The organism is Streptomyces sp. NPDC002265 (assembly GCF_040296125.1).
GTDB lineage: Bacteria > Actinomycetota > Actinomycetes > Streptomycetales > Streptomycetaceae > Streptomyces.
The window spans coordinates 1-14,799 of sequence record NZ_JBEOWS010000248.1; the positions used below are offsets into that span (position 1 = coordinate 1).

The 14,799-nt window shown below is 74.0% G+C and carries 8 protein-coding genes; 3 read left to right on the forward strand and 5 right to left on the reverse strand.

The features are described 5' to 3' along the window. Positions 1-378: 378 nt before the first annotated feature. Complete coding sequence (locus ABT085_RS32520; protein ID WP_351616058.1) at positions 379-933, reverse strand: MarR family winged helix-turn-helix transcriptional regulator; 555 nt, start codon at positions 931-933, stop codon at positions 379-381. 137 nt (positions 934-1,070) lie between these two features. On the opposite strand from ABT085_RS32520, the gene ABT085_RS32525 reads away from it, so the two are divergent. Then, positions 1,071-2,345 carry an MFS transporter gene (locus ABT085_RS32525; RefSeq protein ID WP_351616077.1) on the forward strand — a complete coding sequence of 425 codons (1,275 nt, stop codon included), beginning with the start codon at positions 1,071-1,073 and terminating at the stop codon, positions 2,343-2,345. Positions 2,346-2,431: 86 nt separating this feature from the next. Here ABT085_RS32525 and ABT085_RS32530 read toward each other — a convergent pair whose 3' ends face one another. Further along, positions 2,432-4,093 carry an ATP-binding SpoIIE family protein phosphatase gene (locus tag ABT085_RS32530; RefSeq protein ID WP_351616061.1) on the reverse strand — a complete coding sequence of 554 codons (1,662 nt, stop codon included), beginning with the start codon at positions 4,091-4,093 and terminating at the stop codon, positions 2,432-2,434. Positions 4,094-4,333: 240 nt separating this feature from the next. Then, entirely contained in the window at positions 4,334-5,698 is a 1,365-nt protein-coding gene (locus ABT085_RS32535) for an NAD(P)/FAD-dependent oxidoreductase (RefSeq protein ID WP_351616064.1), read from the reverse strand. 417 nt (positions 5,699-6,115) lie between these two features. Here ABT085_RS32535 and ABT085_RS32540 point away from each other — a divergent pair, with 417 nt between their 5' ends. After that, entirely contained in the window at positions 6,116-6,862 is a 747-nt protein-coding gene (locus ABT085_RS32540; RefSeq protein WP_351616066.1) for a TetR/AcrR family transcriptional regulator, read from the forward strand. 444 nt (positions 6,863-7,306) lie between these two features. Further along, complete coding sequence (locus tag ABT085_RS32545) at positions 7,307-9,448, forward strand: sigma-70 family RNA polymerase sigma factor (protein ID WP_351616069.1); 2,142 nt, start codon at positions 7,307-7,309, stop codon at positions 9,446-9,448. Here the strand turns inward: ABT085_RS32545 and ABT085_RS32550 are convergent. Further along, the gene (locus ABT085_RS32550) at positions 9,435-12,734 is read right to left on the reverse strand and encodes an ATP-binding protein (protein WP_351616071.1); all 3,300 of its coding nucleotides are present in this window, start codon (positions 12,732-12,734) and stop codon (positions 9,435-9,437) included. The genes ABT085_RS32545 and ABT085_RS32550 overlap by 14 nt on opposite strands. Positions 12,735-13,249: 515 nt before the next feature. Next, positions 13,250-14,799 (reverse strand): asparagine synthase-related protein (locus ABT085_RS32555; protein WP_351616074.1); only part of this gene is annotated, 1,550 nt, incomplete at its 5' end.

Below are 14,799 nucleotides of genomic sequence, written 5' to 3' on the forward strand. Positions count from 1 at the left end.
TTCCTCGGTGCTTTCCAGGTTCCCGCTCTCGCGTTTCCCTTTCCGGCGGTTCCGACTCTATCAGACTCTTTCGGGCCTGACTCCCAGTCAGCGGGCTTTGCCTTCCCGGCCGTTGGGCCGTTCCGACGTCCCAAACCTTAGCGGATCTTCCCGGCGATTCCCAATCGACCCGTTCGAGTCGTTCAAGGCACGCCGAACCCCGATATCGAATTCAAATTCGGGCACGCCGAAAAGAACCCCATCGGGCGATCATGCTGGTGGTTTGTCGCCGCATCCGCGGCAGGAGACGCCGCCGCAGAACCGATACGGCTCCGTGGCAACCCGGAGAACTATACGCATCCGGCAGAGGGCCGTCAACCAGCCCCTGTCAAGATCTTTTCAGTCGAGATCGCTGAGCCGGCCGCCGGCGTCCGGCTGGGCGTGCTCCACCCTGCGCAGGAGCCTGGTCAGGACCTCGCCGAGCACCGTCCGCTCCTCCGCGGACAGGTCCTGGAGCAGGTCCTCCTCGAAGCCCGATGCCAGGCGCATCGCCTCCAGCCACATCCCGCGGCCCTCGGGCGTGAGCTCCACGATCACGCGGACGCGGTTGGACTCGTCGCGCTCCCGGGTCACCAGACCCTCGGTGACCATGCGGTCGATCCGATGGGTCATGGCGGCCGGGGTCAGGCCCAGGCGCTTGGCCAGATCACTGGGGCCCATTCGATAAGGGGCGCCGGACAGGACGAGGGCTTTCAGGACCTCCCATTCGGCGTTGCTGATGCCGAGAGCGGCGGTCTGGCGGCCGTAAGCGACGTTCATCCGGCGGTTCAGACGGGACAGCGCCGAGACGATCTTCTCGACCTGGGGGTCGAGGTCCTGGAACTCGCGCTGGTAGGCCGCGATCTGCTCTTCGAGTGTGGGCTCGCCGAGTCGGCCGCCGGGGGTATCGCCCATGTCCGCAGTATGGCACGGGCCGCTTCGCATCGAAGTCCTTCAACGTGTACTGTTTAGCTTCGAACTTTAGCTTTGAAGTCTTCAGCCCTAACGGCTGGGGCTTCGTCAACTCGAGAGAGGTGAACGTGACCAGGGCGATGGGCGCAGCGATGCGCCGGATCCACGTGGGTAACGCACTCAGCGCGTTCGGGCTCGGCTTCACCGTCCCCTACCTGTACGTCTATGTGGCGCAGGTGCGGGGGCTGGGGGCCATGACGGCGGGTCTCGTACTCGCCGTCTTCGCCGTGTCCGCGCTGATCGTGCTGCCGTTCGCCGGACGGGCGATCGTGCGGCGCGGCCCGCGGCCGGTACTGCTCGCCGCCCTGGTCACCGCCGCGCTGGGCGCGCTGGGTCTGGGGCTCGCGGGCAACGCGACCGCCGTCCTGTGCGCCGCGGTGGCGCTCGGGGCCGGGCAGGCCGTGATGCAGCCGGCGCTGGCGACGATGATCGTCGACTGTTCCACGTCCGACACCCGCTCCCGTGCCTTCGCCCTTCAGTTCTTCCTCCAGAACCTCGGGCTCGGCGTCGGCGGTCTCATCGGCGGCCACCTCGTCGACACCACCCGCGTCTCCTCCTTCACCCTGCTGTTCGGCATCGAGGCGGCGGTGTTCCTGCTGCTGGCCGTGGTGATGTCGACGGTGCGGATGCCGCACTCCCCGCGGATCGGGGACGCGCCCGCCCCTGCGGCCCGGGGCGGCTGGAAGCAGCTGCTCGGCAACCGGGCGATGGTGCAGCTGTGCGTACTGGGCTTCGTCCTCTTCTTCGCCTGCTACGGACAGTTCGAGTCCGGGCTGAGCGCCTACGGGGTGGAGGCTGCGGGGATCTCCCCGTCCGCACTCGGCACGGCCCTGGCCGCGAACACCGCGATGATCGTGGTCGCGCAGTTCGCCGTGCTGCGGTTCGTCGAGCGCAGGCGGCGCTCGCGGGTGATCGCGGCCGTGGGGCTGGTCTGGGCCGTAGCCTGGGTCGCGGCCGGGTACGCGGGGCTCGGGCACGGCAGCCAGGAGATGGCGACGGCCGTGTTCGTCTCGACGTACGCGCTGTTCGGGCTCGGTGAGGCGATGCTGTCGCCGACCGTCGCGCCGCTGGTCGCCGATCTGGCCCCGGAGGGCATGGCCGGTCAGTACAACTCGGCGTTCGCTCTGGTCAAGCAGCTGGCACTGGCGATCGGTCCGGCCGTCGGCGGGCCGATGGGGGCCTCGCTGCATGCGCCGTACGTCGTGACGTTCCTGCTGTTCTCGCTCGGGATCACCGTCCTCGGCGTACGGCTGGGGCGGCAGCTGACCGCCGTGCAGGATCAGCCGTGGCTCGGGCGCGGCCGGGTGGTCGCGCGGGGCGGGGCGCCCGCGGAGCCGGTGGCCGTGGACGTGTGAGACGGATGAGGCGGCGGTCGTCCGGGAGGGCGGCCGCCGCCTTTTTCGTCCGTACGGCCGAGCCCACCGTGCTCAGCCGATCGGGCTCAGCCGGCCGGTTCGGCGGCCTTCGGCAGTACGAACTCGCACCAGACCGCTTTGCCGCCGCCCGGCGTCCGTCTGCTGCCCCAGTTGGAGGCGATCGTCGCCACGATGGCGATGCCGCGGCCCGACTCGTCGCCGGGTTCCGCACGACGGCGGCGGGGCAGGTGGTCGTCGCCGTCGGTGACCTCCACGATGAGGCGGCGGTCGGTACGGCGCAGGCGCAGCCGCATGGGCGGGGTGCCGTGCTGGAGGGAGTTGGCGACGAGCTCGCTGGCCGCCAGGACGCCCAGGTCGTGCAGTTCGGCGGGGAAGCGCCAGCTGGTCAGGACGCCGGAGGCGAAGGCACGCGCGCGGGGGGCCGCCTCGACACCGCCGAGGAGCTCCAGGGCCGCGTTGCGGAACAGTTCGCCGTCCGCGCCGGTGCGGGCGGGGTGCTGAAGGACCAGGACGGCCACGTCGTCGTCGTGGTCGGCGGTGACGCCCGCCGAGCGGACCAGGCGGTCGCAGACCACCTGGGGGGTGCCGGTCGCGCCGGCCAGGGCGCGCTCCAGGGACGCGATGCCCTCGTCGAGGTCCTCGTCGCGGCGCTCCACCAGGCCGTCCGTGTAGAGGACGGCCGTCGAGCCGGGGCCGAGGGGGACCGAGCCGGAGGCGTGCACCCAGCCGCCGGTGCCGAGCGGGGGGCCGGTCGGCTCGTCGGCGCGCAGGACGGTGCCGTTCTCATTGCGGACCAGGATGGGCAGGTGTCCGGCGGAGGCGTAGACGAGCCGTCCCTCGTTCGGGTCGTGGACGGCGTACACGCAGGTGGCGATCTGGTTGGCGTCGATCTCCGTGGCGAGGCCGTCGAGGAGCTGGAGCACCTCGTGCGGGGGCAGGTCGAGGCGGGCGTAGGCGCGGACCGCCGTGCGGAGCTGGCCCATGACGGCCGCCGCGCGTACGCCTCTGCCCATGACGTCGCCGATGACCAGGGCCGTGCGGCCGCCGCCGAGCGTGATCACGTCGTACCAGTCGCCGCCGACCGCGGCTTCGGTGCCGCCGGGCTGGTAGGTGGCGGCGATGCGCAGGTCGTCGGGCTCCTCCAGTTCCTGCGGGAGGAGGGAGCGCTGGAGGGTGACGGCGGTCTCGCGCTGGCGGCGCTCGCTGGCGCGCAGGCGTTCGGCGGCTTCGGCGTGGTCGGTGACGTCGGTGGCGAAGACCAGGACGCCGTCGTCGCCGTCGCCGCCCTTGGCGACCGGGGTGCAGGTGAACGTGTAGGAGCGGCCGTCGGGGGCCTTGCGGGACTTGAGCGTGCGCGGCCTGCCGCTGCGCAGGACCTGGTCGAGGAGCGGCAGCAGCCCCAGTTCGCGCAGCTCCGGGAGGGCCTCGGCGGCGGGCGCGCCGGGCGGGCGGGCGCCGAAGGCCGTCGTATAGGCGTCGTTGACGTGGGCGAGGCGGTGGTCGGGGCCGTGGACGAGGGCGACGAGGGCGGGGACGCGGTCGAGGACCTCGCGCACCGGGAGTTCGTCGACCACGGGCGCGGTGGGCGGCTCGTCGGTGAGGTGTTCGGCGCGGGCCGCCGGCACGGAGCCGTCGCCCCGCCGGTCCGGGGTGACCTTGTGGTCGGTCCGCGCTGCGGCGCGGCGCTGCGTTCCGGGGAGCCGGGCGCTCCAGCGCGTGAAGTTCACGAATCCTTGCCTCGTGTAGTCGTCGTCGGCCGGCTCCGGACCCGGCCGTGGCTCCGGGGGCCGCGCGGCGGTGGCCGCACATTGTCGCAGCACCGTGAAATGCAGCACTGGGGGAACAGCCTCGTGGGTTCACGGGGCGAGCGGCGGGCTCGCCCGGGGCTCGGGGGTCAGTGTGGCAGGTGGCCGTCCGGCCCGATATTCGTCAGACGCCGGGGTGGCCGGGGAAGTTCCGGAGTCCGGTCAGGACGACCCCTTCGGGTCGTCAGAAGGCTTGCCACCGGCCGCCAGTTCGAACTCCGCACGGGGATGTTCGAGTGAGCCGAGCGAGACGATCTCCCTCTTGAAGAGTCCCGACAGCGTCCATTCGGCGAGCACGCGCGCCTTGCGGTTGACGGTCGGTACGCGGCTGAGGTGGTAGGCGCGGTGCATGAACCACGCCGGGTAGCCCTTGAGCTTGCGTCCGTAGACGTGGGCGACGCCCTTGTGCAGGCCGAGGGAGGCGACCGAGCCGACGCACTTGTGGGAGTACGTCAGCAGTGGCTCGCCGCGCAGGGAGCGGGCGATGTTGTCGGCGAGGACCTTGGCCTGGCGGACCGCGTGCTGGGCGTTGGGGGCGGTCTCCTTGCCGGGCTCCGCCGCGGTGACGTCGGGGACGGCGGCGGCGTCGCCCGCCGCCCACGCGTGCGTGACGCCGTCGACCGTCAGCTCGGGGGTGCACCTCAGACGGCCGCGCCCGTCGAGCGGGAGGTCGGTGGCGGCGACGACCGGGTGGGGTTTGACGCCGGCCGTCCACACGACCGTACGGGTCGGGAAGCGCTGGCCGTCGCTGAGGACGGCGACCCGGTCCGCGCACGACTCCAGACGGGTTCCGAGCAGGATCTGGATGTTGCGGCGGCGCAGTTCGGTGACCGTGTAGCGGCCCATGGCCTCGCCGACCTCCGGCAGGATGCGGTCGGAGGCCTCGACGAGGATCCACTTCATGTCCTCGGGGCGGACGTTGTGGTAGTAGCGGGCGGCGTAGCGGGCCATGTCCTCCAGCTCGCCGAGCGCCTCGACCCCGGCGTAGCCGCCGCCCACGAAGACGAAGGTGAGGGCCGCGTCGCGGATCGCGGGGTCGCGGGTGGAGGAGGCGATGTCCATCTGCTCGATGACGTGGTTGCGCAGCCCGATGGCCTCCTCGACGGTCTTGAAGCCGATCGCGTAGTCGGCGAGGCCCGGAATGGGCAGTACGCGGGAGACGGAACCCGGGGCGAGGACGATCTCGTCGTACGTCAGGTGCAGCGGGCCCGTTCCCTCCTCGTCCGTGGCGAGAGTGGTCACCGTGGCGGTGCGCTTGGCGTGGTCGACCGCGGTGGCCTCGCCGATGACGATGCGGCAGTGGGGCAGCACCCGGCGCAGCGGCACGACGACGTGACGTGGGGAGATCAGGCCCGCGGCGGCTTCGGGCAGGAACGGCTGATAGGTCATGTACGGATCCGGTGTGACCACCGTGATCTCTGCCTCCGCCCGGCGGAGTTCCTGTTTCAGCTGCCGCTGGAGCCGCAGTGCCGTGTACAGCCCGACGTAGCCGCCGCCGACAACGAGAATGCGCGCACGTTCCTTCACCGTCCCATGACGCACCCGGCGCCGGAGTTTGTCCACAGGCCCGGCAAATTGTGTGACCACGCGCCCGAGCTGCCCCGACTTGGCCGGATCGCCGGAGTTCGGGGAAGGTCCGCAGGTCAGGGGGCGTGCGCCGGGGGCCGTAAGGGGTGGTTTCAGGACGTATACGGCCCGTACTCCGATCGGGGGGCGCTCCGTGCGGAACCTGCCCCTTCTGAATTGACTCCCACTCAACTATGTTCGTGTATCGACGGGGTGCAAGGGGAGGCGTGCATCGGGCTCGCCGGGGCCGGCCGGTCCGAGAGGGCCGACGGAATCCCGCAGGGCGGGGCCGGGCGCACGAGGCCTGTCCGTACGCCCCGGCAATTTAGATGGCGGGGAGAGTCTCCGGGGGGAGACGTCATTACCGGGGGATCACTTATGCACATTCAGGACTCTCATTGGTCGTCCGCATCCACGCTCGCCCCCGCGGCGGGCAACGGACGCGGGGACGCAGCGCGCACGACGCCGCTGCGTGTGGATGCACAGCGCAATCTCGAACACGTACTGCGGGCGGCCCGCGAGGTCTTCGGCGAGCTGGGATACGGCGCGCCGATGGAGGACGTGGCACGGCGCGCCCGGGTCGGGGTCGGCACGGTGTACCGGCGCTTCCCGAGCAAGGACGTCCTGGTGCGCCGGATAGCCGAGGAGGAGACCTCCCGGCTGACCGACCAGGCCCGTACGGCGCTGGGTCAGGAGGACGAGCCGTGGTCGGCGCTCTCGCGCTTCCTGCGCACCTCCGTGGCCTCGGGTGCCGGGCGGCTGCTGCCTCCGCAGGTCCTGCGGGTCGGGGTCGCCGACGAGCAGTCCGGCTCCGATGCGCTCGACGAGACCCGGGTGCCCGCGCAGCGGACGCAGCCGGACGAGGGTGAGCTGCGGCTGGTGTCCGAGGACATCGGGGCCGGTGCGGTCGACGATGCCGGGGCGGCTGCGCTGCTGGAGGTCGTGGGCCGGCTCGTGGAGCGGGCGCGGGCCGCGGGCCAGCTGCGTACGGACGTGTCGGTGTCGGACGTACTGCTGGTGATCGCGACGGCGGCGCCCTCGCTGCCGGACGCCGCGCAGCAGGCGGCGGCTTCGGCGCGGCTGCTGGACATCCTGCTGGAGGGACTGCGGTCCCGACCGGCGTGAGCGTGAGTGCGGGACGGGGGATCCTGCCGGGCTTCGGCCCGGCGGGTGACCCGTGGCTCCGGCCCGGCGGGTGACCGTAGACGCGCCCTGGTGGGTGCCCCGTGGAGGTGGTGCGGGGCGCTGGGGGCGCGGCCGCGCCCCGTCGCCGACCGCTCGGCTGTCCGGCTGTCCGGCTGTCCGGCTGTCCGGCTGTCCGGACAAGGGAGTTGGCTGCTTGGCTGCTCGGACACGGGAGTTGGCGGCCTGGTTGCTCAGCTCTGCGGTGAGGGGGTCCAGTTGGGCATTCGGTCGAACATCCCCCGTTCGGGTGAGAGTTAGTACTGGTTGACGAAAGGTCCCCACGGACGAGTGGATGCCTTCAACCGCAGGGCCCCGGCCGATGCCGCTGTGGCACTCTGACGCGGTGGTCGGGACTGGTGGTGCAGGCGGCGGAGGCTTTCTGCGATGAGTGTTGACGGGCGGGGCGGGGCACGCGAAGACGGTGACGCGCAGGCCGACGGCCTGGCCACGCCGCAGGTGCCGGCCCAGGGCGGCCGGACCGACCTGTCACCGGGCCGCGGCCCGGCCTCGGGCGAGGGCGCGGGCGCGGGTCCGACGCAGGCGGGTCCGTCGTCGCCGCAGGACGGCCCCCCGGCTTCCGCGGAAGGCCGTGTCCCCGCTCCGGAGGGAAGCACCGGCCAGGCTTCGGCCGAGGGCACCGTTCCGGCGCAGCGTGATCGGCGCGAGGACGGCGCTCTTCCCCCTCAGGAAGTTCCTCCTCACGGACTTCCGGCTCAGGGACTTCCGGCTCAGGAACTGCCGGCTCATACGCGGCCGCCGCTGTCCGTGGAGCTGCCGCCGGCCGACCTCGATCTGATCGACCGGATGCGGGCGGGCGACGACACGGCCTACGAGGAGCTCTACCGGCGTCACTCGGGCGCCGTGCGCCGGTACGCGCGCACCTGCTGCCGGGACGCCCACACCGCCGATGACCTCACCGCCGAGGTCTTCGCCCGCATGCTCCAGGCGGTGCGCGGCGGTGCCGGCCCCGGGTACGCCGTACGCGCCTATCTGCTCACCTCCGTCCGCCGCGTCGCCGCGAACTGGACGCGGTCGGCGAGACGGGAACAGCTGGTGGACGACTTCGCGGTGTTCGCCGCCGGGGCGACCCGCGCCTCGGACGTGTCCGACGACGACACACTGGAGCTGGGCGCCGACGTCCGTGCCCTGCACGAGGCCGAGCAGTCCATGGCCATGCAGGCCTTCCGGTCGCTGCCCGAGCGGTGGCAGGCCGTGCTGTGGCACACCGAGGTCGAGAACGAGTCGCCGAGCCAGGTCGCCGTGCTCTTCGGGCTCGACGCCAACGGCACGCGCGTGCTGGCCAGCCGCGCCCGTGAGGGCCTCAAGCAGGCCTATCTCCAGGCGCACGTCAGCACAGCCGTCGCCGGCGACGAGGAGTGCGCCCGCTACACCGATCAGCTCGGCACCTACGCCCGCCGCAAACTGCGCACCCGCGCCGAACGGGGGCTGCGCAAGCACCTGGAGGAGTGCGCCAGGTGCCGACTGGCCGCGACGCAGATCGAGGAGGTCGCCAGCGGTATCCCGGCGGTGGTGCCGCTCGCCGTCCTCGGTTGGTTCGGCGCCGCCGGATACGCCAAGGCGCTCGGGCTCATCGCCGGCGGGGCAGGAGCTGCCGGAGCGGCAGCGGCAGGCGGGGCAGCGGCAGGCGGTGGAGCAGCGGCAACGGCAGGCGGTGGCTCGTCCGGCGGTGCCGGGGCGGGCGCGGCGGCCTCGGAGGCGCTGGGCGCGCCGGTGAAGGCCGGTATCGCGGCCGGGGTGGTCGCCGTGGCTGCGGCCGCGGTGGCGCTCGCGCTCGTCGGTCAGGACAGTCCCGCGAAGAAGCCGGAGGCCGCGGTACGGCCCTCCTCCGCTCCGGCGGTCGAGCCGGAGCCGTCCGTCACGCCCGCACCGTCGAAGGAGCCGCCGGCGGCGAAGCCGGCGGTGCTGGTGCCGACGCCCGCTCCACCCCCGGTGCCCGCCGCCGAGCCGAAGCCGACCCCCAGTCCTGCTTCCCCGGCCCGCCCGGCTCCGGCTCCGACGCGGCAGGAGCAGGAACCGGCGCAGGAACCGGAGCAGCCCCCGGCGCCCACCCCGACCCCGACTCCGCCGCCCCCGGCCGTCTACCAGTGGAGCGAGCTGCCGTACGACGTCGTCGGCGACGGCACCGCGCCGGAGATGCGGCTGGGCGAGAGCAGTTGGGTGTGGCAGCGCTCCGGCCTTTCGATCGCCGGCAAGCGGTACACGACCGGCGTGAGCGTGCACGGCAGTTCCTCCGTCACCATCGACCTCAACCGCGCCTGTTCCGCCTACGACGCGCTGGTCGGCGTCGACGACAGGGCACTGGGTCTCGGTGCGGTCCGCTTCTCCGTCTACGCCGACGAGGTGCGCCTGTGGAAGTCCGGGACGGTCCGGGGCGGCGAGCCGGCCGCGCCCGTCCATGTCGGCCTCTCGGGACGCCACACCGTACGGCTGGTGGTGGAACCGCGCGGGCCGCTCGGCTCCGTGGTGCCGGCCGACTGGGCGGAGTCGCGATTCACGTGCTCGTAGGCGGCTGAGGTGCGCCCGAGCCGAGTTCGCGCAGGACGTCGGACACGGTGAGGCGGGCGCCCCGGGTGCGCTCGGCGTCGTAGGGGCCGACGCCCAGCGCCTCGCGGGCGGCCGCCTCGATCCGGTCGGCCTCGGCGCGTTCCGGCATGAGGCGGGGATGCCCGCCGCGCCAGCGGTCGGCCGCGGCCAGCAGCCGTACCGCGCGCGCGAAGTCACCGAGCCGGGCCAGCAGGTCCGACGCCAGATCCGCCAGCGCCGACAGGATCACCTCGGAACACCGCATCTCCACGGCCACGCGCAGGGTGTCGGCCACCATCGGCAGGGCACGATCGGGGCCCTGCTCATCGGCCGTGACCATGGCGTCCAGCGCGTCCAGCATCGCCAGGAACTGAGGCGGCGGGGTGGCCCGTCCCGTCTCCGTGCGGGCGGCGTCGCACAGCTCGCGGGCCTGTGCGAAATCCCCGTCGGTCAGGCTGATCAGAGCCCGCAGCAGCAGGACGTAGGCGCGGGAGTCGGACACTCCGTACCGGTCGGCGGTCTCGGTGGCCTCGTCCAGCCCGGCCAGGGCGCCCGACCGGTCTCCGGAGCGGTAGGAGATCTCCGCGAGCCGCGCGACGAGGAACGGCGACTCGGCGTACGCGCCGACCTCGCGGGCGAGCCGCAGCGCCTCCTCGTACTCGCCCCTGGCATCCTCGAACCGGCCGCGCACCATCGCCGCCTCGCCGGCCACGCTGCACACCTGGGCCCGCATCCAGCGGTCACCGACCCGCCGGCTGAGCGTCCGCAGCTCCGCCACGTCGCCGTCGACGCCGCGCAGGTTGCCCGGGGTGTCGACGACGAGGTGCGTGCGGGACATCAGCGCGACGCCGATCTCCCAGTCGCCGCCGTGGGCGCGCGCGTTGGCGACCGCCAGGTCCATGGCGGAGCGGACGTCGGCCGGACCGGACAGGGCGTACGTCGTGATCGGCCAGACGAGGCCGGGCATCCGGGCCGCCGCGGGGCCGCCCGCCCTGAAGACGTTCTGCACCCGGGTGACGTACCGGGCGAACCGCTCGTCCAGCAGCAGATGTGCCGGCTCGGACTCGATCGTCAGGAAGAGGTGCAGCATCCGGACGTCCATCCGCAGTGCCCGCAGCGGATGGTGTTCCTCCCCGTCCGGGGAGCGGAGGTAGGCCTCCACCGGGTCGACGGAGTCGAGCGGGGGCAGGCCGGCCGGCGCACCGTCGACGGTGTCCAGGACGGCGCCCAGGCGCAGGACGCGGTCCAGGTTTCCCGTGGCCTCGTGGCGGTAGTTGCGCAGCCACCAGAACCAGCCCATGGCCAGGACGAGGGCTCCCGCCTCGGCCTCGTCGCCGGCGGCCAGGGACCGGTCCAGCGCGGTGCGGATGTTGTCGAGCTCGGCCTCCAGCCGGGAGATCCACACGAGCTGCTCGGCGCAGCGCAGCAGCGGTTCGGCCCGCTCCGCCAGCTCGCGCGCCCAGGTCCGGTGGGCGCGCTCGGCGGCGGCGCGCAGTCCGGGGACCTCGGCGGCGCGCTCGGTGGCGTACTCGTGGATGGTCTCCAGCATGCGGTACCGCATGCCCGTGGTGCCGTCCCGCTGCGACGGGGTGGCGACGACCAGGGACTTGTCGACGAGCGCCCCGGTCAGTTCGGCGACCGGTCCGCCGCAGACGGCCTCCGCGGCCTCCAGGTCCCAGCCGCCCGCGAACACGGACACCTCGCGCAGCAGGGTCCGCTCGGCCTCGTCGAGGAGGTCCCAGGACCAGTCGACGACGGCCCGCAGGGTCTGCTGGCGGGGCAGGACCGTACGGCTTCCGGAGGTGAGGAGGCGGAAACGGTCGTCGAGGCGGTCGGCGATCTGCCGGGGGGTGAGCAGCCGCAGCCGGGCCGCGGCCAGTTCGATCGCGAGCGGCAGCCCGTCCAGCCGTCGGCAGATCTCCGCCACGGCCCGCGTGTCACGCAGTACGTCGGCGGCGTCGGGGCGGACGGCGGCGGCGCGCTCCGTGAAGAGGCGGTGTGCCTGGTCGGGGACGAGCGGCTCGACGGGGCGCACGGACTCGCCGGGGACTCCCAGGGGTTCACGGCTGGTGGCGAGGATCGTGAGTCCGGGGCAGCGGGTCAGCAGCGTCTCCGCGAGGACGGCGGCCGCGCCGATGAGGTGTTCGCAGTTGTCAAGGATCAGGAGCTGGCTGCGCGGGGCGCAGTGCTCCACCAGCAGGGCGACGGGGTCGTCCTGCTGGGCCGCCAGTTCGTTGGTCATGAGCACGGTCTCGCGCAGACCGAGGGCGCTGACCACCGCGCCCGGCACCGCCTCCGGCCGGTCGAGCGGTGCCAGCTCGACCAGCCACGCCTCCGGCAGGCCGGCGGCGGCCTCCTCGGCGAGACGGGTCTTCCCGGAGCCGCCCGGTCCGGTGAGGGTGACGAGACGGGCCCTGTGCAGATCGGAACGGATCGCGGCGAGTTCGGGTTCCCGGCCGACGAAACTCGTCAGCCGGGGCCGGATGTTGCCGGTGCGCGGGGCCGGCCGGGGTGCGGATTCCGGCCGTGCGCCGTGCGCTGCCGGGGGCGTCGGGTGCAGCAGTTCGTCGTGCAGGGCCCGCAGTTGCGGTCCGGGGTCGGTGCCGAGTCCGTCGGCCAGGGCGCGGCGGGCGTGCTCGTACGCGGCGAGGGCGTCGGCGGTACGGCCCGTGTCGCGCAGGGCGTGCACGAGGAGGGCGTGCAGGGCTTCGTCGTACGGGTGCGCCGCGGTCAGTTCCTTCAGTTCCGGTACGACCTCGTGAGCGCGGCCGAGGCGCAGGCTCGCCTCGGCGCGGGCCCTGACCGCCTCCAGGCGCAGGGCCTCGGGCCGGGTCGCGGCGGCGGCGCGGTCGGGCAGGTCGGCGAGGGCGGGGCCGCGCCACAGGGCGAGGGCCTCGTCCAGGGCGCGGACGGCGCCGGCGGCGTCGTCGCGGGCCAGGGCGTCGGTGCCGGCCCTTACGAGCCGCTCGAAGACGAAGACGTCCACGTCGCTCTCGGGTACGGCGAGCCGGTAGCCGCCGGGTTCCGAGGTGACGGCGTCCCGGCCGATCGCCCGGCGCAGCCGCCCGATCAGGGCCTGGAGCGCGGCAAGCGCGTCCTGGGGCGGGTCGTCCGTCCAGACCTCGTCGATGAGGGTCTCCGGGAGGGTGACACGACCCGGTCGCAGGGCGAGGGCGGTGAGCAGGGCCCGCAGGCGGGAGCCGCCCAGGGGTACGGCACCGCCGTGGTCGTCCGCCGCCTCGGTGACACCCAGGATTCTGTACCGCACCGGGTCATTGTCCCTGGTGGGCCGGTGCGGGGCACGGGGTTTGCCGGGCCGCGTGGGAAGGGAGAGCGCGGTGGGCGCCCGTTTCCGTGCGCCCGGCTCCGCGCCGCACGCACCCGCCTCGCGTCGCACGCACCGGTGCCCACGCCCGTGCGCCTGCACGCGCCCGTGCCCTGGGCGACGTCACGCGCGCGTCCTCAGCGACGTCCCTCGCGTGCCCTCCGCCACACACCCGCCCGCGCCCTCGGCCACCCACGCGCGCGTGCCCTCGACCACGGCACCAGTCCGTGCCCTCACCACGTCACCAGCCCGTGCCCTGAGCGACGTCACCATCCCGCGCCCTCAGCCACGCAGCCGGCCCATGCCCTGAGCGACGTCACCAGCCCGTCCCCTCGGCCACGCCACACGCGCGTACCCTCGACCACGGCACCAGCCCGTCCCTTCGGCCGCATCACGCCCGCATGCCCTCGACCACGGCACGCGCGTCCTCTCGGCCGCGGCAGCGCCCGTGCCCTCGGCTAGGTCAGGCCCCGGGCTCCGCGTACCGGTTCCACCGCCGGGATCACCCGGGTGATGCCGGCCGGTACCGCACGCGCGCGGGCCGGCGTTCCCGTCCAGCAGGTGCCCCGGCGGGCCAGCAGGCGGCGCAGCCACAGCTCCAGGGAGACCAGGTCGGCGAGGCCGTCGAGGGGCAGCGGCTCGCCGGCCGCGGCACCGCGCAGGGCCTGGCGCACGACGCGCGCCTCGACGATCCCGGCCTGCGCCAGCAGGGGCGTGTCGAACAGTTCCATCAGCGGGCCCGCGGCCACCCGCAGTCCCGTGCGCGTGGCGGCGGCCGCCGACGCGTGGGAGGGGGCGCCCCAGCCGGGCGGGAGGTCGGCGATGCCGGCGCCCTTGAGGACCGTGCGCAGGATCTCGGCGCGGGCGCCGGGCCGTACCCGCAGGGTCTCCGGGAGGGCGCGGCAGGCGCGGACGACCTGGTTGTCGAGGAACGGCGCGTGCAGGCGCTGGAAGCGGATCTCGACGGCCTGCTCCAGGGTGCGCAGGTCCGCCGCGTGCCGGGCGAGGGCGGTACGCGCGCGGAAGTCGCCGGGACGCTGGCCCGGGCCGCCCCCGGCGCGGTTCGTCGCCCCCTGGAGACGGACGGACACGTCGGCGAGGGCCTCGCCGGTCAGCCAGCGGGCCGCCGGCCCCGGTCTCGCCCACGCCAGCGCGGCGAGCGACGCCTCCGCGGCTCCCCCGGGCTCGTCGAAGCGGCGCTCGATCAGGCGCTCGGCGAGACCCTCCACACCCGCCCGGTAGGGGGTGCGCGCCAGCCGTCGGGCGGCGCCGTACACGCGCGCGGGGACCAGCACCGAGCCGTCCGCCTTGGCCAGTGCGGCGACGGGGCGTACGAGGTGGCGCCGCTTGCGGTCCATCAGCAGGTCCGCCAGGCGGGCCGGATGGGCGTCCAGGACCTGTCGGGCGCCGTACCCGGTGAAGTGGTCCGCGCTGCCGGATGCGAGCCGGGCGCGGTGGCGGGCGGCCGTCACCAGGGACTGGCCGGGTTCGTCGGTCAGCGGGCCGTCCAGATCGGCGTACGGCAGGGTCTCCTCGCCGCCCGCCACCACCACGTGGTGCAGGCGCGGGTTGGCCGCGAGCGTCCCCGCGCGTTCCACCTCGGCCTCCCGGCCGGTGGACGCCAGGTCGTTGAAGGTGACCGCCAGCAGGCGCTCCCCCGCGCCGGTGCCGTGCCCCAGGACGGTCCCCGGCATGCCGGGCAGTCCGGCGGCCAGCAGCGCCAGGGTGCTGGAGGCAGGTCCGCCGGACAGGTCCGCGCCGATGCCGGGGACCGGCATCCCGCGCGCGGCACGCCGTTCGGCCGGGCCCATGCCGGGCACGGGCCCGGGGTCGATGTCGGCGCCGGGGACGTGCCGGGGGGCGGCGAGGCGGGTCCGTACGGCCTCGACGAGCGCGTCGCGGGCCGCGGCGACGGCGCGGGCCGGGGCGCCCCGGGGCGCGGGCACCGCGCGGGTGGCGAAGGGGTAGGTTCCCCCGATCACGCGGGCGCCGGCACGCCGGATCAGCG

Excerpts from the sequence above, each read along its gene's own strand:
- ABT085_RS32520 (WP_351616058.1), bottom strand. The coding sequence starts at position 933 with ATGGGCGATACCCCCGGCGGCCGACTCGGCGAGCCCACACTCGAAGAG.
- ABT085_RS32525 (WP_351616077.1), top strand. The coding sequence starts at position 1,071 with ATGGGCGCAGCGATGCGCCGGATCCACGTGGGTAACGCACTCAGCGCG.
- ABT085_RS32540 (WP_351616066.1), top strand. The coding sequence starts at position 6,116 with ATGCACATTCAGGACTCTCATTGGTCGTCCGCATCCACGCTCGCCCCC.
- ABT085_RS32545 (WP_351616069.1), top strand. The coding sequence starts at position 7,307 with ATGAGTGTTGACGGGCGGGGCGGGGCACGCGAAGACGGTGACGCGCAG.